We start from the raw sequence: 19,124 nt of genomic DNA, 5'->3' as shown, positions 1-19,124 counted from the left end.
AATTAGAAATTTTATTCTCTTTTACTTTAACCTATCAAATTAGCTTGAAAGAAAATGGAGTTTGATGTTAGTTGAAAAATAATACAAAAATTCATTAAAACGTTTTCTAGGACAATATGAAAATTTTATCATTTTATACTACCCCAAAATTTTACTTTTTGTAGTATAATAGTAAGGTATTATTGCCTTTTTAGTAATTTTTCAAAAATTTTCCTACTATAAAATGGCTAATGTTATACATGAATTTTTCAGAAAAAGGAGGGCTTGTCATGAAACAAATGTTTCTTTCATCGGCAATTGAATTCAAAGAAATAGAAACATTCGAGCCAGGGGCTTGGATTAAATTGGTCAACCCTTCCCAGGAAGAGTCGATTGAAGTTGCTGATCAATTTAACATCGATCTTTCTGACTTACGTGCGCCACTCGATATTGAAGAAACATCTCGTATAACAGTTGAAGATGATTATACATTGATCATTGTCGACGTTCCAGCCTATGAAGAACGCAATAACAAAAGCTATTATGTGACTGTTCCGCTTGGTATTATTGTTACAGAAAATGCTGTAATCACGACTTGTTTGAATGACTTAACACTCTTTGAGCATTTTCATAATAAACGGGTTAAAAACTTTTATACTTTTATGAAGACCCGCTTCGTCTTCCAGTTGCTCTACCGCAACGCTGAGCTATTTCTTACTGCCCTTCGCACTATCGACAGACAAAGCGATCGATTGGAAGCCCAGCTAGAGGCTGCCACTCGTAATGAAGAGCTAATTGACATGATGGAACTTGAAAAGTCTATTGTCTACCTGAAAGCTTCCTTGAAATTCAACGAACGAATTGTTAAGAAATTGTCTAGCAGCACTAGCTCATTAAAAAAATACATCGAAGATGAAGACCTTTTAGAAGACACGCTGATTGAAACGCAACAGGCCATCGAGATGGCTGGCATCTATGAAAATGTCTTGAATGCTATGACTGATACGACTGCGTCAATCATTAATAATAATCAGAATACGATCATGAAAACTTTGGCCTTGATGACGATGACTTTAGATATCCCAACAGTTATCTTTTCTGCCTATGGTATGAACTTCCAAAACAATTGGCTACCACTAAATGATTTAGAACACGGTTTTTGGGTCGTCGTATTACTAGCAAGCCTCTTATCGTCATTCATTGTTTTCTATTTTATTCGAAAAAAATGGTTCTAAGTATATCAAAAACGATAATTGACCTGTTAATCTGTAAAACAAACTACTATAAAAAAGATATATTTTAAGGAGAAACAATGGATTTTCAATACTTAACAAAGAAAAACCAAGAATTTATTCATATTGCTACTAACCGTCTAATTGAAGATGGTAAAACTGATCAAGAAATTAAAGACATTCTTGAAGAAACAGTCCCAACTATCCTCGAAAAACAAAGACAAGGTATTCCTGCACGATCTTTTCTTGGAGCACCTACAGCTTGGGCTGCATCATTTACTGAGAAAAAAGATGGAACAAATGGAAAAGCCAATGACAAACCAAAAAACACTAATCCTTGGTTAATGTGGTTAGATACATCTTTTCTCTTCATCGGAGTTGTTTCCTTGTTAAATGGAATGATGACTTTCTTTAATCCCAATGCAACAGTAACTGGACTTGTATCCCTTCTAGCACTAGGATTTGGGGGCGGAGCATCAATGTATGCCACTTACTACTTTATCTATCGCCATTTAGGCAAAGAGAAAAGCCAACGCCCAAATTGGATAAAAACTTTCGGTGCCTTATCTCTTGCGATGCTAGGTTGGTTTGGGATTTATTCTGCAACAGCTTTCTTACCAAGATCTATAAATCCACTTCTTCCACCATTTCCACTTGTTATCATCGGAGGCATAGCTTTTGCTTTACGTTACTATTTGAAACGCAAATACAATGTTCAAAATGCAATGGCTGCACAACAACGCTAAGATAGAAATTTAATTATGACTAACAAAAGCACCGACATTAAATTGTCGGTGCTTTTGTTCTTAGTCTGTTTTCCCATAGTTACACTGCCTAGACCGTTCCACTATTACCCAAAAATCAAGACAAATAGTTATTGTTAAAATAAACAAGGGCAATGATCCCAAATAAAAAAAGAGCTTACGCTCTTCTTTAATTTAGTCTTCGTTTACGTAAGGCATTAATGCCATAACACGTGCGCGTTTGATCGCTGCTGTTACTTTACGTTGATTTTTAGCTGATGTTCCTGTTACGCGACGAGGTAAGATTTTTCCACGTTCTGAAACGAAACGGCCTAAAAGTTCAGTGTCTTTGTAATCAACATATTCAATTTTATTAGCTGCGATAAAGTCAACTTTTTTACGGCGTTTGAATCCGCCACGACGTTGTTGAGCCATGTGTTTTCTCCTTTTATATTATCTTTTTGACCTGATAAATTATCAGTATCTGAACTCTGAAGAGTTCATTTTCCCAAACCCACTCTATTAGAATGGTAGATCGTCATCTGAGATATCCATTGGATTTGAATTACCAAACGGGCTATCATCGCGACCAAAGTTAGGTGTTTGCTGAGTAGGGGCTGAGTAACTATTGTTTGATGATGATGAATTGTTATTGAATCCACCGCCATTATAAGAGTTAGATGAACCACCTTCACGTGTAGCACGGCTTTCCAACATTTGGAAATTATCCGCAACCACTTCAGTTACATAGACACGTTGCCCTTGTTGATTTTCGTAATTACGAGTCTGAATACGACCAGTAATACCAACTAGAGCACCCTTTTTAGCCCAATTCGCTAAGTTCTCAGCTGGTTGACGCCAGATAACACAGTTAATGAAATCTGCTTCGCGCTCCCCATTTTGACTTTTGAATGTACGGTTAACAGCAAGTGTAAAAGTAGCAACAGCCACTTGACTTGGTGTGTAACGAAGTTCTGCATCTTTGGTCATACGACCAACTAGTACTACATTATTAATCATAAACTACCTTCTTATAAGTCTTAAGCGTCAAGTTTAACGATCATGTGACGAAGAATGTCACCGTTGATTTTTGATAAACGGTCAAACTCATTAAGAGCGACAGCATCAGTTGCTTCAACGTTAACGATATGGTAAAGACCTTCGCGGAAATCATTGATTTCATATGCAAGACGACGTTTTTCCCAATCTTTTGATTCAACGATTGTAGCACCGTTGTCAGTTAAGATAGAGTCAAAGCGTGATACCAAAGCGTTTTTAGCTTCTTCTTCAATGTTTGGACGAATAATATAAAGAATTTCGTATTTTGCCATTGATTTTTTCCTCCTTTTGGACTAATGACCTACAACTTTTTTGTAGGTAAGTGAGGTATTCTCACAGACTACTATTATACTCTAAATTTAAGCTATAAGCAAGGAAAAATTTTAAAAAAATAAAGACACCCAATGCACACTTTTGGATGCCTTTTTCATTTAATTCTTTCTTATAGAATATATTCCTTTCTCATTCATTTCATAAGGAGTTATCTGCAAACTTTCCTATATAAAAGGAAATAAATCTTATTATTTTTCTGATAGGGTTTATTCTCCTCTCTTTCTATGAAATGCTTTAAAATATATACTATTTAGTTTTCACATAATCTATAATGATGATGTTGTAAATTTTACATTGGTTTCACTTCTTTGGCTATTTTTTGCAATAGCCAACTGTGTCTCCGTTTTTGTATCTTGCAAGATTCATAAGATCCTCCTAATAAAGAAAAACTCATTTCCCTGTGCGACAATAACAATAATAATTTTTAACGTTTTCCCTGAGTGACAATAACAAACTATACAATTTTTGAAAGTCTTATCTAGAAAAACCTCATTACTTGTATATGCTAATTCTAAAAAGTGTTTGACACTTCTTAAAACATAAAAGCTACAACTTATACTGTATAGAGCGCTCCTTTGGCCAAATCTCTCGAGCTTAGAATAAGTTTAACAGCGTGATCACTTTGTTAACATACGTAAAATTGGGTTTGCCTACCGCAGTTAGAGCTACTTAGTCTCCGTTTTTGTACCGTGCGACATGTAGTTTCATCATAAGAAAACCTCCTATAAATCTGTGTCATTATGTCATCCTTCTTTATACTTTTATTATAATGTAAGCGTTTCCTTTTGTCAATATAAAACTCCTCTTTTTTATAAAATTACATTTTATGCATCACAAAAAACTATCTTTTCCTTTCCACAACTAGTCAATATTTGCTACAATATGGACATGTTAGATTTAAAAGATTATGGTATTGACATGTGGAATCCCGAAAAAATTGATTCCTTTCGTCGTACTCTCCTAAACTGGTACGACCAAGAAAAACGAGATCTCCCTTGGAGACGTACAACAAATCCTTATTTCATTTGGGTTTCTGAGATTATGCTCCAGCAAACTCAAGTTCAAACTGTCATTCCTTACTATCAGCGTTTTCTTGAGTGGTTTCCGACTATTGAAAAATTGGCTAACGCCCCTGAAGAAAAACTGTTAAAAGCCTGGGAAGGGCTTGGTTACTACTCACGCGTAAGAAATATGCAGAAGGCTGCGCAACAAATCATGACCGATTTTGATGGGACTTTCCCATCACGCTTTGAAGACATATCAGAATTAAAAGGGATTGGCCCATATACCGCTGGTGCAATCTCAAGTATTGCTTTTAATTTACCTGAGCCTGCTGTTGACGGCAATGTCATGCGTGTGATGGCTAGATTATTTGAGGTTGATTATGATATTGGAAATCCTAAGAATCGAAAAATTTTTCAGGCAATCATGGAAAAACTAATTGATCCAGATCGCCCCGGAGATTTCAACCAAGCACTAATGGATCTGGGCACTGATATCGAATCTGCTAAAAATCCCAGACCAGATGACTCCCCAATTAAGTTTTTCTGCGCAGCCTATCTCCATGGAACTTACGACAAATATCCCATTAAGTTACCTAAGAAAAAGCCGCGTCCCATGGAAATTCAGGCTTTTGTGATTAGAAATGCGGAAGGTAAATACCTGATTGAAAAGAATAATGCTGGACCTCTTCTTGGCGGTTTTTGGACTTTTCCAATTATTGAGACTAATTTTCAGAGTCAACAAATGGATCTTTTTGGTCAGTCACAGGAAATTCTTGAGACCTTATCACAGAAGGATGCTTTTTCTGAACACTATCAACTACAGCCGACCTGGCATGAGACCGTTCATAAAAAGCTTACTCACACTTTCAGTCATCAAAAGTGGTCCATCGAGCTCTTAGAAGGCTCCGTCAGTGATGATAAATTGCCCAATCATTTAGAACTGCAATGGCTTCACTTAGAAGATTTTGATAATCTCCCAATGGCCACACCACAGAAAAAAATGATGGCACAATTGTTGAAGTAGCAAAAAAGCCCTACTTAGGGCTTTTTGTCTTAACTTAATTCAGCAATGATAGCTTTGATTTGACTTTTGGTATGTACACCAGCTACCTGTTTTACAACTTGACCGTCTTTTTTAAATAATAGGGTTGGAATAGACATAATCCCAAATGCTTGTGCTGTGTTTGGGTTTTCATCAACATCCATTTTTACAATTTTCAATTCATCTTCATCTAGCTCTTCAGATAATTGTTCTAAGATGGGTGCTTGCATTAAACATGGACCACACCATGTTGCCCAAAAGTCAACTAAGACCAAGCCTTCTTTAGTTTCTGATTCAAATGTTGCATCTGTTACAATCTGTGTCATCTGATATTCTCACTTTCTTCTAGTTTATATCCTTATTTTAAGTCAAATCATTTGATATGGCAAGAATCTACTACGTTGATCTGTCAATAAAAAAATTGATAACAAAAAATATAAAAAGCGTAGCAGATTTCAGACAGGTACCCAATCATTTGCTAAAATAACAACTACAATAATATAATACAAGGAGTTTGCGATGGAAAATTATGATCTCATTGTCGTTGGTTTCGGTAAAGCAGGAAAAACTCTAGCTGGCAAAATGGCACAAGAAGGCCAAAAAGTTGCACTGATTGAACAATCTAAGGAGATGTTTGGTGGAACATGCATCAATATTGGTTGTATTCCCACTAAAGCTTTAATACTTGCTACAGAAAAAAACGCCAACTTCGAAGAAGCCATGACACATAAAGAAACAGTTGTGACACGTCTGCGACAAAAAAATGAAAATGGTCTTCGCTCATCTGGGGTTACGCTCTACAATGGTAAAGCAACCTTCTTAGAAAACAAAATCATCCAAATCTCAGCTGGCGAAGAACAAGTCAATGTCTCAGCAGAAACAATTGTTATTAATACTGGTGCAGTATCTAATCACTTCCCAATCCCTGGCTTAATGACAAGTCGTCATGTTGTTGATAGTACAGGTATCTTAGCCATTGATAAAAAACCAGAACGACTTGCAGTTATTGGAGGCGGAAATATTGGTTTAGAATTTGCTAGTTTATATGCTAAACTCGGCAGTCAAGTCGTGGTATACGAAGCTGCTCCCACAATTCTCGGACGTTACGAGGAAAGTATTGCTAAACTAGCCAAAAGCTATATGGAAGAAGATGGCATTAGCTTTAAACTAGATGCAAAAGTAGCAAACATTCAAAATACAGCCGATGACCGCGTTAGTGTAACTGCGGATGACCAAGACGAGACCTTTGATCTCGTCCTTTATGCCATGGGTCGCAAACCTGCAACAGAAGGTTTAGGTTTAGAAAATACAGATATTAGTGTCACTGACCGTGGTGCCATTTCAGTTAATGACTTTTGTCAAACGGCAGTTGACGGTATCTATGCCGTTGGTGATGTTAACGGAGGCCCTCAATTTACCTATACATCACTTGATGATTTTCGTATTGTCTATGGTCAGTTAACAGGAAATAGTAACTACAGTCACAAAGAACGCCTGAACCTTCCAACTACTGCTTTCCTTGAACCACCATTATCACAAGTTGGACTGACTGAAAAAGAAGCTCAAGAAAAAAATATCCCATACAAAGCCAACGAATTACTCGTAGCTAATATGCCACGGGCCCATGTAAATAATGATTTACGTGGTAGTTTCAAGGTTATTGTCCATACCCAAACTAACCTGATACTAGGAGCTACCTTATTCGCCAGTCAATCACAGGAATATATTAATGTAATCAAAATGGCAATGGATAATAATATCCCATACACTTACTTGAAAAATCAGGTCTTCACTCACCCATCAATGGTCGAAAACCTAAACGACGTTTTCAATTTCTAAGACAAGCCATTTAGGTGGTATCAAAAAAGCTTAGTCATCTCATGCAATTGAGACTGACTAAGCTTTTTTATTACCTTCACTTTAAAAAATGTCTTTTGCAACTATTAACCCAAGGTCGCAATGGTGCAACCTGAACCACCTGCATTTTGCGGGGCATAAGCAAAACTCTTAACATGTTTATTGCGTCTTAAATACTTGGTGACCGCTTCACGAATAACCCCCGTCCCAATACCATGAATAATATCAACTTGGCTCATATTGTTAACCAAAGCTTGATCAATGAAAGCATCTAACTCTTGCATCGCTTCCTCATACCGCTTGCCTCGTAAATCAAGACGGGCACGGGGGCCAGAGCCAGTTGCAGCTTTTTTAATGACATTAACCAGTTGCTTCTTAGGTTTCTGACTTTCTTCAGCTGCCTTAACCAAGGTAAATTCATCCTCTTTCAAAGTCATCTTGATTAATCCAACTTGAGCTTCCCACTTCTTATCTTTTAGTTGGCTGGTCAAGGTTCCACGTTGCCCATAAGCTGTCACAATAATATCGTCACCAACCCTTGCAGCACGTAGCTTTTTAGCTTTTTTCAAAACCTTATTTTGTGACAAGTCAGATTGAGGTACTAATTTTTTCAACTGTGTCTTAGCCTCAATCACTTCATGTGGCTTTAATTGAGATTTATCATGCAGTTTGGCAAGAATTGACTCACTCTCTGCCAAAGCCAGATTAACAATTTCTTGCGCCTCTTTGATAACCTTCTCCATTTCCTTATCACGTTCATGAGAAAATTCATTATAAAGCTTTTTAACTGCCCGATTAAATTTGAGGTTTTCTTGCTCAACTTCCTTGATATGATCCAGTCTCTTACGACTCTCTAAGGTCTGTCTTTCCAGTTCTTCAATAATCCGATTCACATCAGAATCCGTATCCGTAAAGTGCTGAGCATCCATCACAATATGACTTGCCAAACCTAAACGCCTAGCAATTTCAAAAGCATTTGAACGACCAGGGACCCCCTGCATAAACCGATAAGTCGGTTTCAGACTATTACTGTCAAACTCCATACTTGCATTTTCCACAAAAGCAGAGTCAATACCATAAGCCTTCAACTCCGGATAATGCGTCGTTGCCATTGTTTTTATTTCTTTTAATCTAAGCTCTTCTAAAATCGCCATAGCTAAGCTAGCACCCTCTTGAGGATCAGTACCAGCACCAAGTTCATCAAAGAGAACGAGGCTATCAGCTGACGCTTGGTCAAGAATTGACACAATGTGGGTCATATGACTAGAAAATGTTGAGAGGCTTTGCTCAATTGATTGCTCATCGCCAATATCTGCAAAAATCCCATCAAAAACAGCAATTTGGGATCCGAAGTCAGCTAGAATAGGCAATCCTGACTGCCCCATCAATTGTGCTAAACCGAGGGTTTTTAACATAATTGTCTTACCACCCGTATTAGGACCCGTTATAACAATAACGGTTAGATCCTTAGAAAAATGCAAGTCATTAGGAATAGCTTTTTGCAAGAGTGGATGACGGACGTTCAACAATTGCACTGATTTATCAGCAGTAACAGTTGGAATAGTCGCCTTCTTCTCCTTCATAAAGAGGTACTTAGCACGGACAAAGTCGAGATGTCCCAGTAACCAAGCATTATTAGTGAGCGCCCGACTATGTGGTCGAACCATGGCTGATAATTCTTTGAGAATTCGTGCCATCTCATGACGTTCATCGGCATGTAATTGCGTTATTTCTTCATTCAATTGCACCAAGGCACGCGGTTCAATATAGACTGTATTCCCTGAAGCAGAAATATCATGAACAACCCCTGCGATTTTATTCCTAAAGGTATTTTTCACAGGAAGCACGCTACGGCCGTTTCGACTAGCAATTAAGGATTCTGACAGATAATCAGCATGCTTCTTGAGCACATCTTGTAGCGACTGTCGAATTTGGTGTTCGCTATTTGAAATCTTACGACGGATTGCTTCCAATTCTGGACTGGCAAAATTCTCTAAGAAGCCTCCATCATTGATGGCTTGTAGGCTTCCCTGCAACTGAGGGAAAATTTCTATTTTCTCAAAAAGTCTTTTCAGGGCCACCAATTCGACATTTTCTAAATCCATGTAAAAACGACTGGCTTCTGCAGAAACAAGTAAGAGTTTTTTTATGTCTAAAAGCTCTGAGATATTTAGGTCAGCGTCCAATTCTAGACGGTGAAGGCTATCATTGACATCACGGAGCGATCCCAAAGCAAAATGATGATGTTCAATAAAAATCCCTTCCATTTCGGAGATTTCTGTAAAATAATCGTTGATTTTATCCGGGTTAGTCGTAGGAACTAATTGTTGCAGTTCCACTTTCCCCTGTTCAGTTTGAAGATAGGCCTGGAATTGCTCCTTGACCTTTTGAAATTCTAACTGTTCTAAAATTTTTATATCCATAGACATCATTATACCCTAAATTCGCGTTAAAATGAATGACTAAAGTGAGTAGGACAGACACCCATGAGGACAAAGTCCTCATGGGTGTCTGTCCCAACTTCTATAATACTTTTGTTATCCACAACTCTCTAATCATCGTTGTCACTGGCGGAAAATGTTCAATTAAAAATCGCGTTAAAAAATGATGATGTAATTGTGATTGGACAGTTTCCGACGGAACTGTTGCAAGGATACTCAACCCCATTGCACAAACAAGTAGAATCACTAAACTAGCGATGATACCCGCAATAATATTGGTCTTTATATTATCAAAATAGTCAATAGGGAAAAAATAAGTTAAGATGCCTATCAAACGAATAAGGGCATAACAAGCCAGAAAAATAATAAAGAATGCAATACCTGCATAATAGACTTTGCTCAAATCAAAAAGAGAAACATCTTTGAAGAAATAAACAGTGACACCTTCAGTAGGATTTGAATAGGGAACCCATAAAGCAATGTTATTAGCTAAACTTTGGTAATGCTGACTAGCAACAAAAAGAGAAAGCACAATACCAATAACATAGAAAGATTGTAAAATAATGCCTCGATGGTAACCAATATAAAAATTCCAAAGCACCACCAAAAGAATGAGAAGTGACAGCATAACTACTCCTCACCTAAATCAGCTTGATTAGCTTTTTCTTGTATACCCTCTAAGGTTTTTTGACGTAATTGGCTAATCTCTTGCTCAATTTTTTCAACTTCAATCTCACGTTTCAACTGCGTTGATAAGGAGTTGATGGCCATCAATATAGCTACTGTTTCACTGTCAGCCTCTGGCAACTTATCTTTGATTGCTTTATACTTCTCTGTGGCAACACGTTCAACTTCTTCCATAAAGAGATTGTCTTTGTCAGTCGTTAAGGTTAATGTCTTTTCACCAAATGTGAACTTGTAACGATTCTTACTATTCATAGGATACCTCTTATAGCATTATACCTTAATTTCAAACTTTCGTAAAATAACAAACTTAATCAGATTGTAAGAAGATAAACTACCCAGGACAAACTAATTTATGATAGAATATCTTCTATGGAAACCATTGTGATGAAAATAGACGGTCCTCAAAAAGCAGAGCTTTTAAATCGTCTGAATGCCTATCAAACCGCTAATAACAATCCCTATGTAGCCTTTTGCGCAAAGTACCAAGGGGTCACTATATTATTATATACCTCAGGCAAGCTGGTTTTTCAAGGAACTGCATCGCAGGATGTTGCTACTGAGTTTGGTTATCAAACTCCTACTTCTTCTCTTGGGGGAATGGATAGCTCTAAAAACCAAAACCTTGCCCTGATAGGAAGCGATGAGGTAGGCAACGGCTCTTATTTTGGGGGCATTGCCGTAGTAGCTAGCTTTGTTACCCCAGAAGACCATCCCTATCTGAAAGAATTAGGAGTTGATGACTCAAAAAACTTAACAGATCCAAAAATTCAACACATTGCACCACTATTGGAAGCAAGAATACCTCACAAAGCTCTGCTATTGTCCCCTAAAAAATATAATCAAATGGTTGGACCAGACAAGCCTTATAATGCCGTGTCTGTCAAAGTGGCACTCCATAATCAAGCTATCTTTTTACTGCTAAAAGAGGGCGTGACAGCCGATAAAATTGTCATTGACGCCTTCACCAGTCAAGCCAATTACCAAAAACACTTAAAAAAAGAAAAAAATCAGTTTAGGAATCCATTAACTTTCCAAGAGAAAGCTGAAAGTGATTACCTTGCCGTTGCAGTCAGTTCGATTATTGCTAGAAATCTTTTTTTAGAAAATTTAAAGGATTTAGGTGCAGAATTAGGTTATCAATTACCAAGTGGTGCTGGCAAACGGTCTGACCAAGTCGCTTCTAAATTGCTTGAAGCCTATGGCATGGCAGCCTTAGAATTTAGTGCCAAATTACATTTTGCAAATACCAAGAAAGCTCTTGGTCTAGCTAAGAAATTACCATAAGGAGTATCATGAAAAAATTTATTAAAGAATGGGGGTTATTCACCCTGTTTATGCTTATTTTTGGACTTAGCCGCCTTTTCATTTGGCAACCTGTAAAAGTAGATGGGCATTCAATGGACCCAACACTTGCTCATGGGGAACGATTAATTGTCTTTAACCAAGCTAAAATTGACCGTTTTGACATTGTCGTTGCTCAAGAAACAGAAAATGGTGTTAAAAAAGAAATTGTCAAACGTGTTATCGGATTACCTGGTGACACAATTGAATACAAAAACGATACCCTCTATATCAATGGCAAACAGACCAAAGAGAGCTATCTGGAAAAATTTATTGCGCTATTCAAGAAAGATAAACTTCAAAAAACCTATTCTTACAGTAGTCTATTCCAAGAATTGGCAAGAAACTCAAATGCCTTTACAACGGATAGCCAAGGGCAAACTAGTTTTTCAGTATCTGTTCCTAAAGGAGAATACTTCCTACTAGGTGATGACCGTATCGTCTCAAAGGATAGTCGAGAAGTAGGAACCTTTAAAGCCAAAAATTTAATCGGCGAAGTTAAATTCCGTTTTTGGCCATTTAACCGTATCAATTTTTTAAAATAAGTCAGGAGTCTGGGACAAAATGTTCTCAGTCTCAATTTTTTTATAGATTTATGTATGTAAGGCAGTGGTTGAGTGGGTTCTAATACGTTGAAAATCAACTTTTACAGCTCTACTAAACTTTGCGGAGGTGGGACGACAAAATCAAATTTCTAAGAAATTACTGATTTTTGTCCCACTCTCTAAATTAGGCATTTCCTTAGAAAGGATATGACATGGAATATTTCTTTTCCGGAACCGTGGACCGCATCATCTTTGAAAATAGTAGCAATTTTTTTAAAATATTAACGCTTATGATTGAAGACACTGATAGTGATTTTGATGAGTTTGAGATTATCATCACGGGCACTATGGCAGACATCATGGAAGGTGAGGATTACACATTCTGGGGCCAACTAAGCCAACACCCAAAGTATGGGCAACAACTTCAACTTAGCCGTTACCAGCGCGCTAAACCGAGTAGATCAGGATTAATCAAATACTTTGCAAGTGATCACTTTAAAGGAATTGGTAAAAAAACCGCTGAAAAAATTATCAGCTTGTACGGCGATAATACCATTGATAAAATTCTAGAAGACCCAAGCCAATTAGAAACGATTAATGGATTTTCCAAAGCTAACCGAGAAGCTTTTGTTGCCAAGCTAAGAATCAATTATGGGACAGAGCAAATTATCGCAGCCCTGGTAGAACTAGGCTTATCTAATCGGATGGCCTTCCAAATTTATGATCAGTATAAAGAAGAAGCCGTTGAACGCGTTAAATCCAATCCCTATCAACTTGTTGAGGATATTCAAGGAATTGGCTTTAAAATGGCCGACAAGTTAGCTCAAGAAATAGGCATTGCTGATACTGCACCCGAACGCTTCCGAGCTGCACTTCTCCACAGTTTATTAGAGCAATCTATCAATCAAGGCGATACCTATATTGAAGCTCGTGATTTGCTGGCCTATGCCATTGATTTATTAGAAGATTCTCGCCAAATTGCATGCGATCCTGCACAAGTTGCCCAAGAATTAAGCCAACTAATTACTGATCAAAAAGTTTATAATGCTGGAACAAAGATTTTTGATGCCTCCTTATATTCTGCTGAAGAGGGAATCAAGTCACATCTACAACGATTGCTTGATACCCCTTTTGAGAATCAAACATCGCAAGAAACGATTGCCAAAGAAATCAAAGCCATCGAAAATGACTTTGCTATTACTTACGATCAAATCCAAAAGGATGCAATTTATCGAGCTTTAACAAGTAAGGTTTTCATTCTAACTGGCGGGCCAGGAACAGGTAAAACAACTGTTATCAGAGGCATTTTAGAAGCCTACGCTCGCATCAATCAAATTGATTTAAATAAAAAGGATTTACCAATTGTTTTAGCAGCACCGACTGGTCGGGCTGCCAGACGAATTAATGAACTGACTGGCTTACCAAGTGCAACCATCCACCGACACCTTGGACTAAATGGTGACAATGATTACCAAGCCATGGAAGATTATTTAGATTGCAAGTTACTTGTTGTTGATGAGTTCTCCATGGTTGACACTTGGTTAGCCAATCAATTATTAGGCGCCATTTCGTCTAACACACAAATCGTCATAGTCGGCGACAGTGATCAATTACCTTCTGTGGGGCCAGGGCAAGTCTTAGCTGACTTATTAAAAATTAGCAGTCTACCACAAATCGCCCTCCGTAAAATTTTCCGACAGTCTACAGATTCAACCATTGTTAATTTAGCAAACCAAATGCGACAAGGCTTACTACCAGTCGACTTTCGCGATAAAAAAGCTGACCGCTCTTACTTTGAGGCTATGCCACAACACATACCCACCATGGTCACCAAAATTGTTGCATCAGCAGTCAAGAGTGGTATCCCAGCTGATGAAATTCAAATCTTAGCTCCAATGTATAAAGGCCAAGCCGGCATCACTAATCTCAACCAATTAATGCAGGACTTACTCAATCCTTTAGACAATCGTACAGAGTTTCTCTTTAATGACATGCGTTTCAGAAAAGGGGACAAAATTTTACATTTAGTTAACGATACTCAGTTAAACGTTTTTAATGGAGATATCGGTTATATTATCGACCTAGTTCCAGCAAAGTACACCGAATCAAAACAAGATGAAATTGTGATGGACTTTGATGGTTCCGAGGTAACTTATCCTCGAAACGAATGGTTAAAAATCACGTTAGCTTATGCCATGAGTATCCATAAATCGCAAGGGAGTGAATTCCAAGTCGTCATTTTACCTATAACTCGTCAAAGTGGGCGGATGCTTCAACGGAATCTAATTTATACGGCTGTCACAAGATCTAAGAGTAAATTGATTTTACTGGGAGAGTACTCAGCTTTTGACTTTGCCATCAAAAATGAAGGTGACAAACGCAAAACCTTTCTCGTGCAACGATTCACAAACAAAACAGAAGACTTAATACACGAAAATTCTAAAAAAACTGAAAGTGAAGACTCTTTATCTATCAGTTCTACTGCTGATGACGTGGGTTCTACAAGTGAAGTTACCTCTACCTCATCCAAGCCCCCTACTGATATAGCTCAAACATCTATTTTAAGTTTAGACAATTTGATGACTATTGACCCCTTAATCGGTCTGACAGAAGCAGATTTTGAAAAATTTTTTAAAAAATAAGTAATTGCTATGTTGTAAGTGGCAAAACTATGCTATACTTGTGTTGTATTATTAATTGCATACAAATTTTGGAGGTTTTATGATATCTTATGAAAAAGTGCGTCAGTCACTTAAAACACTAAATATTTTTATTATTGTCCTTAATACCATTCTAGCGATTTTATCAGTCATTGGATTGGTATTAATGATTCTCTTCCTAGGAAATGACGAATTCAAATCATCTATTCCCACTGAGAAACTTGCCGTTATTGAACAAGCCATGTCACCATTTGCAATCTTCATTTCCGTACTTTCTATACTTTTAACAATTGGTATCATTGTTTTTTGTATCCTCAATCACAAGAAAATTAAAAATCGTTTAGAAATTTCACTTTTACCCTACCTATTAGGATTCGGCTTGGTAACTGTAAACTTGATTTCAATCCTTACTGCGCAACCTTCAATAGTTGCTATAGTCATCCAAATAATCTTCTTGACTCTTTATTACTTTGCTTTTTCAAAAGCAAAAACATTAAACAACAAAGAAACTGATGACAATAGCGAAGAAATAGACGCATAAAAAAACGCCCACGTGGCGTTTTTTATATCTCTAAAGAAATATCAAGTTGCTTATCATCAAGTCCTGACATGGTTACTCCTAATAAACGCACGCCGCTGTCATTTTCATCAAGACTATCAAAAATATCAAGCGCTTTTTGATTAATAACATCAAAATCACGGGTCAATTCTTCTAGACTAAGACGCTTGGTCAAGGTTGAAAAATCAGAGTAACGAACCTTCAAAATAACTATCTTTCCGAGCTTATCATTTTTTTCCATTAAATCAGCTACGCGTTTACTATTTTTGCTAATTTCAGCTTTTATATCCCCCTCATTATATAAGAGCTTTGCATAAGTGCGTTCACTACCAATTGATTTTCGAATCCGATTAGGTTTCACTGGTGATTGACTAATCCCTCTGGCTTTGCGGTAGAGGTCAAATCCAAAACGACCAAATTGGTCGATTAAGGTCATCTCTGTCAGAAGTAGCAACTCTTCCCCTTTGTATACACCCATTTCATGCAGTTTTTCTACTGACTTTTTACCTACACCGTGGAATTTTTCAATTGGTAAGTCCGAAAGAAAGCGCTGCGCATCCTCAGGAAGAATAAGTGTTAAACCATGCGGTTTTTTATAATCACTAGCTAATTTGGCGAGAAACTTATTGTAGGAAACACCCGCTGAACAGGTCAAATGCAATTCTGTCCAAATATCATGCTGAATCAGCTTTGCTATTTTCAAAGCAGATTTAATACCTAATTTGTTTTCGGTCACATCAAGGTAGGCTTCATCAATTGACATAGGTTCTACTAAGTCCGTATACCGTTTAAAAATCTGACGAATCTGAGCACCAACTTCCCTATATTTAGCATAATTACCAGAAATGAAGACCGCCTGCGGACACCGCTCATAAGCTTCCTTTGAACTCATTGCTGAGTGAATACCAAACTCCCTTGCTTCATAACTACAGGTGGAGACTACACCACGGCCACCAGTTTCACGAGGGTCCCTGGCAATAATAACTGCTTTCCCATGCAAACTAGGATTATCACGAATTTCCACAGCAGCAAAAAAAGCATCCATGTCAATATGGATTATTTTGCGTGATGTGTCATTTATTAGTGGGAAAATAAGCATAATATACCTCTGTCACCATTATACCTTTATTGACTAAACTGTTCAATTTTAATCATATAATACAGATTTTTGGACTATTTCGAACTGTATTATAAAAGAATTGAAGATTTGTCAAGAAATTTGCTTGGGAAACCGTTTCCTGTATGATAAACTATGTTTGTAAGTGTAACAGATACTGTTACTAGAATTTAAAGGAGAAAATAAATGGCAACTGTAAAAACTAACTCAGATGTTTTTGAAAAGGCTTGGGAAGGCTTTAAAGGAACAGACTGGAAAGAAAAAGCAAGTGTCTCTCGTTTCGTTCAAGCTAACTACACACCTTATGATGGTGACGAAACTTTCTTAGCTGGAGCAACTGAACGTTCACTTCACATTAAAAAAGTAATCGAAGAAACTAAAGCAAATTATGAAGCAACTCGCTTCCCGTATGATACTCGTCCTTCATCAATCGCTGGGATTCCTGCTGGATATATCGACAAAGAAAATGAAGTTATTTACGGTATCCAAAATGATGAATTGTTCAAATTAAACTTCATGCCAAAAGGTGGTATCCGTATGGCGGAAACTACTCTTAAAGAAAATGGCTATGAACCTGACCCAGCTGTACATGAAATCTTCACAAAATATGTAACAACAGTTAATGATGGTATCTTCCGGGCCTATACTTCAAACATTCGTCGCGCACGTCACGCTCACACTGTAACCGGTCTTCCAGATGCCTACTCACGTGGACGTATCATCGGTGTTTATGCTCGTCTTGCTGTTTACGGTGCAGACTACTTGATGCAAGAAAAAGTAAACGACTGGAACTCAATCACTGAAATTGATGAAGAGTCAATCCGTTTACGCGAAGAAATTAATTTACAATACCAAGCACTTGGTGAAGTTGCTAAACTTGGTGATCTTTACGGAGTTGATGTTCGTCGTCCTGCTGAAAATGTTAAAGAAGCCATCCAATGGGTTAACATTGCATTCATGGCTGTATGTCGTGTCATCAATGGTGCTGCTACATCTCTTGGACGGGTGCCAATCGTTCTTGATATCTTTGCAGAACGCGACTTAGCACGTGGAACATTTACTGAATCAGAAATCCAAGAATTTGTAGATGATTTCGTTCTTAAATTACGTACTGTTAAATTTGGTCGTACAAAAGCTTACGATGCACTTTACTCAGGTGACCCGACATTTATCACAACATCTATGGCTGGTATGGGTAACGACGGTCGTCACCGTGTTACTAAAATGGACTACCGTTTCTTGAACACTCTTGATAACATCGGTAACTCCCCAGAACCAAACTTAACAGTTCTTTGGACTGACCAATTACCACATACTTTCCGTCGCTATTGTATGACAATGAGTCATAAACACTCTTCAATCCAATATGAAGGTGTTACAACTATGGCTAAAGAGGGATACGGCGAAATGTCATGTATCTCATGTTGTGTATCTCCACTTGACCCAGAAAACGAAGACCAACGTCATAACATCCAATACTTCGGTGCACGTGTTAACGTTCTTAAAGCTCTACTTACAGGCCTTAACGGTGGTTACGACGATGTTCATAGAGACTACAAAGTATTTAATGTTGTTGAACCAATCACTTCTGAAATCCTTAACTACGATGACGTTATGGCTAACTTCGAAAAATCCCTTGACTGGTTGACAGACACTTATGTAGATGCCCTTAATATCATCCACTACATGACTGATAAATATAACTACGAAGCGGTTCAAATGGCTTTCTTGCCAAGTAAACAACGTGCTAACATGGGATTCGGTATCTGTGGTTTCGCAAATACTGTTGATACGTTGTCAGCAATCAAATATGCTACAGTTAAAACTATCCGCGACGAAAATGGCTACATCTACGACTATGAAGTAACTGGTGAATTCCCACGCTTCGGTGAAGATGATGACCGTGTTGATGATATCGCTAAATGGTTGATGGAAGCTTACCATTCACGTCTAGCAAGCCACAAACTTTACAAGAACGCAGAAGCTTCAGTTTCACTTCTTACAATCACATCAAACGTTGCTTACTCTAAACAAACTGGTAACTCTCCAGTTCACCGTGGTGTATTCTTAAATGAAGATGGAACAACTAACACAAGTAAAGTTGAATTCTTCTCACCAGGTGCTAACCCATCTAACAAAGCCAAAGGTGGTTGGTTACAAAACTTGAACTCATTAGCTAAACTTGACTTTTCACACGCTAACGATGGTATCTCATTGACTACTCAAGTTTCACCACGCGCACTTGGTAAAACATTTGACGAACAAGTTGATAACTTAGTAACTGTTCTTGATGGCTACTTCGAAAACGGTGGACAACACGTTAACTTGAACGTAATGGACCTTAAAGAAGTTTACGACAAAATCATGAGTGGCGAAGATGTTATCGTTCGTATCTCTGGATACTGCGTAAATACTAAATACCTTACACCTGAACAAAAAGCTGAATTAACTCACCGTGTCTTCCACGAAGTTCTGTCAATGGATGATGCTGTAACAGAAGTTAGAAGCAAATAATCACTCACAAA

The 19,124-nt window shown here is 37.7% G+C and carries 17 protein-coding genes; 9 read left to right on the top strand and 8 right to left on the bottom strand.

The genetic code is table 11. The features are described 5' to 3' along the window. Nucleotides 1–269 precede the first annotated feature (269 nt). Nucleotides 270–1,214, top strand: a complete 945-nt coding sequence (locus tag ACVRZD_RS04320; protein WP_037624857.1) for a magnesium transporter CorA family protein — start codon at nucleotides 270–272, stop codon at nucleotides 1,212–1,214. Between the two features lie 77 nt (nucleotides 1,215–1,291). Further along, the gene (locus ACVRZD_RS04315) at nucleotides 1,292–1,957 is read left to right on the top strand and encodes a DUF1129 domain-containing protein (protein WP_037624855.1); all 666 of its coding nucleotides are present in this window, start codon (nucleotides 1,292–1,294) and stop codon (nucleotides 1,955–1,957) included. Between the two features lie 192 nt (nucleotides 1,958–2,149). Here the strand turns inward: ACVRZD_RS04315 and rpsR are convergent, their stop codons facing one another. From rpsR to rpsF, 3 genes are all read right to left on the bottom strand, one after another. Beyond that, nucleotides 2,150–2,389 (bottom strand): 30S ribosomal protein S18, encoded by a 240-nt coding sequence (gene rpsR, locus ACVRZD_RS04310; protein WP_003102945.1) that lies wholly within the window; start codon nucleotides 2,387–2,389, stop codon nucleotides 2,150–2,152. Between the two features lie 87 nt (nucleotides 2,390–2,476). Beyond that, entirely contained in the window at nucleotides 2,477–2,974 is a 498-nt protein-coding gene (locus tag ACVRZD_RS04305) for a single-stranded DNA-binding protein (RefSeq protein ID WP_037624852.1), read from the bottom strand. 20 nt (nucleotides 2,975–2,994) lie between these two features. Beyond that, nucleotides 2,995–3,285, bottom strand: coding sequence for a 30S ribosomal protein S6 (gene rpsF / locus ACVRZD_RS04300; protein WP_037624849.1), 291 nt, complete (start codon nucleotides 3,283–3,285; stop codon nucleotides 2,995–2,997). A gap of 949 nt (nucleotides 3,286–4,234) precedes the next feature. Here rpsF and mutY point away from each other — a divergent pair. Then, the gene (gene mutY, locus ACVRZD_RS04295; RefSeq protein ID WP_447450295.1) at nucleotides 4,235–5,374 is read left to right on the top strand and encodes an A/G-specific adenine glycosylase; all 1,140 of its coding nucleotides are present in this window, start codon (nucleotides 4,235–4,237) and stop codon (nucleotides 5,372–5,374) included. A 29-nt stretch (nucleotides 5,375–5,403) separates the two neighbouring features. Here mutY and trxA read toward each other — a convergent pair whose 3' ends face one another. After that, nucleotides 5,404–5,718, bottom strand: coding sequence for a thioredoxin (trxA, locus tag ACVRZD_RS04290; RefSeq protein ID WP_037624847.1), 315 nt, complete (start codon nucleotides 5,716–5,718; stop codon nucleotides 5,404–5,406). A gap of 193 nt (nucleotides 5,719–5,911) precedes the next feature. Here trxA and ACVRZD_RS04285 point away from each other — a divergent pair, with 193 nt between their 5' ends. Further along, a complete protein-coding gene (locus ACVRZD_RS04285) occupies nucleotides 5,912–7,231 on the top strand; it encodes an FAD-containing oxidoreductase (RefSeq protein ID WP_037624844.1) in 1,320 nt (439 codons plus the stop codon). A 104-nt stretch (nucleotides 7,232–7,335) separates the two neighbouring features. Here ACVRZD_RS04285 and ACVRZD_RS04280 read toward each other — a convergent pair whose 3' ends face one another. From ACVRZD_RS04280 to zapA, 3 genes are all read right to left on the bottom strand, one after another. Continuing rightward, nucleotides 7,336–9,672 (bottom strand): endonuclease MutS2, encoded by a 2,337-nt coding sequence (locus ACVRZD_RS04280; protein WP_447450294.1) that lies wholly within the window; start codon nucleotides 9,670–9,672, stop codon nucleotides 7,336–7,338. 100 nt (nucleotides 9,673–9,772) lie between these two features. Continuing rightward, a complete protein-coding gene (locus ACVRZD_RS04275; RefSeq protein ID WP_447450293.1) occupies nucleotides 9,773–10,318 on the bottom strand; it encodes a CvpA family protein in 546 nt (181 codons plus the stop codon). 2 nt (nucleotides 10,319–10,320) lie between these two features. Beyond that, nucleotides 10,321–10,629: a cell division protein ZapA gene (zapA, locus tag ACVRZD_RS04270; protein ID WP_037624842.1), complete on the bottom strand. Its 309-nt coding sequence runs from the start codon at nucleotides 10,627–10,629 to the stop codon at nucleotides 10,321–10,323. A gap of 117 nt (nucleotides 10,630–10,746) precedes the next feature. On the opposite strand from zapA, the gene rnhC reads away from it, so the two are divergent. The 4 genes from rnhC to ACVRZD_RS04250 all read left to right on the top strand — a co-directional run bounded on the left by rnhC (nucleotide 10,747) and on the right by ACVRZD_RS04250 (nucleotide 15,464). Further along, complete coding sequence (gene rnhC / locus ACVRZD_RS04265; RefSeq protein WP_447450292.1) at nucleotides 10,747–11,661, top strand: ribonuclease HIII; 915 nt, start codon at nucleotides 10,747–10,749, stop codon at nucleotides 11,659–11,661. A gap of 8 nt (nucleotides 11,662–11,669) precedes the next feature. Beyond that, complete coding sequence (gene lepB, locus ACVRZD_RS04260; protein WP_037624840.1) at nucleotides 11,670–12,263, top strand: signal peptidase I; 594 nt, start codon at nucleotides 11,670–11,672, stop codon at nucleotides 12,261–12,263. A gap of 212 nt (nucleotides 12,264–12,475) precedes the next feature. After that, complete coding sequence (recD2, locus tag ACVRZD_RS04255; RefSeq protein ID WP_037624837.1) at nucleotides 12,476–14,905, top strand: SF1B family DNA helicase RecD2; 2,430 nt, start codon at nucleotides 12,476–12,478, stop codon at nucleotides 14,903–14,905. A gap of 79 nt (nucleotides 14,906–14,984) precedes the next feature. Continuing rightward, nucleotides 14,985–15,464, top strand: a complete 480-nt coding sequence (locus ACVRZD_RS04250) for a hypothetical protein (protein WP_037624835.1) — start codon at nucleotides 14,985–14,987, stop codon at nucleotides 15,462–15,464. A 22-nt stretch (nucleotides 15,465–15,486) separates the two neighbouring features. Here ACVRZD_RS04250 and dinB read toward each other — a convergent pair whose 3' ends face one another. Continuing rightward, on the bottom strand, nucleotides 15,487–16,581 hold the full coding sequence (gene dinB / locus ACVRZD_RS04245; RefSeq protein ID WP_037624833.1) for a DNA polymerase IV: 1,095 nt from the start codon (nucleotides 16,579–16,581) through the stop codon (nucleotides 15,487–15,489). Nucleotides 16,582–16,785: 204 nt separating this feature from the next. Between dinB and pflB the strand changes: the two genes are divergently transcribed. Then, entirely contained in the window at nucleotides 16,786–19,113 is a 2,328-nt protein-coding gene (gene pflB, locus ACVRZD_RS04240) for a formate C-acetyltransferase (protein ID WP_037624831.1), read from the top strand. Nucleotides 19,114–19,124 lie beyond the last annotated feature (11 nt).

The sequence above is a fragment of the Streptococcus hongkongensis genome, from assembly GCF_053206145.1.
The sequence above is the reverse complement of the archived record's forward strand: the minus strand, read 5'-3'. Positions and strand labels throughout refer to the sequence as shown.

Bases quoted from the DNA above. Each gene is read 5' to 3' on its own strand.
- ACVRZD_RS04250 (WP_037624835.1), top strand. From the start codon at position 14,985: ATGATATCTTATGAAAAAGTGCGTCAGTCACTTAAAACACTAAATATT.
- ACVRZD_RS04275 (WP_447450293.1), bottom strand. From the start codon at position 10,318: ATGCTGTCACTTCTCATTCTTTTGGTGGTGCTTTGGAATTTTTATATT.
- zapA (WP_037624842.1), bottom strand. From the start codon at position 10,629: ATGAATAGTAAGAATCGTTACAAGTTCACATTTGGTGAAAAGACATTA.
- lepB (WP_037624840.1), top strand. From the start codon at position 11,670: ATGAAAAAATTTATTAAAGAATGGGGGTTATTCACCCTGTTTATGCTT.
- mutY (WP_447450295.1), top strand. From the start codon at position 4,235: ATGTTAGATTTAAAAGATTATGGTATTGACATGTGGAATCCCGAAAAA.
- pflB (WP_037624831.1), top strand. From the start codon at position 16,786: ATGGCAACTGTAAAAACTAACTCAGATGTTTTTGAAAAGGCTTGGGAA.
- rpsF (WP_037624849.1), bottom strand. From the start codon at position 3,285: ATGGCAAAATACGAAATTCTTTATATTATTCGTCCAAACATTGAAGAA.
- dinB (WP_037624833.1), bottom strand. From the start codon at position 16,581: ATGCTTATTTTCCCACTAATAAATGACACATCACGCAAAATAATCCAT.
- ACVRZD_RS04280 (WP_447450294.1), bottom strand. From the start codon at position 9,672: ATGGATATAAAAATTTTAGAACAGTTAGAATTTCAAAAGGTCAAGGAG.
- ACVRZD_RS04320 (WP_037624857.1), top strand. From the start codon at position 270: ATGAAACAAATGTTTCTTTCATCGGCAATTGAATTCAAAGAAATAGAA.
- ACVRZD_RS04315 (WP_037624855.1), top strand. From the start codon at position 1,292: ATGGATTTTCAATACTTAACAAAGAAAAACCAAGAATTTATTCATATT.
- recD2 (WP_037624837.1), top strand. From the start codon at position 12,476: ATGGAATATTTCTTTTCCGGAACCGTGGACCGCATCATCTTTGAAAAT.
- ACVRZD_RS04285 (WP_037624844.1), top strand. From the start codon at position 5,912: ATGGAAAATTATGATCTCATTGTCGTTGGTTTCGGTAAAGCAGGAAAA.
- rpsR (WP_003102945.1), bottom strand. From the start codon at position 2,389: ATGGCTCAACAACGTCGTGGCGGATTCAAACGCCGTAAAAAAGTTGAC.
- rnhC (WP_447450292.1), top strand. From the start codon at position 10,747: ATGGAAACCATTGTGATGAAAATAGACGGTCCTCAAAAAGCAGAGCTT.
- trxA (WP_037624847.1), bottom strand. From the start codon at position 5,718: ATGACACAGATTGTAACAGATGCAACATTTGAATCAGAAACTAAAGAA.
- ACVRZD_RS04305 (WP_037624852.1), bottom strand. From the start codon at position 2,974: ATGATTAATAATGTAGTACTAGTTGGTCGTATGACCAAAGATGCAGAA.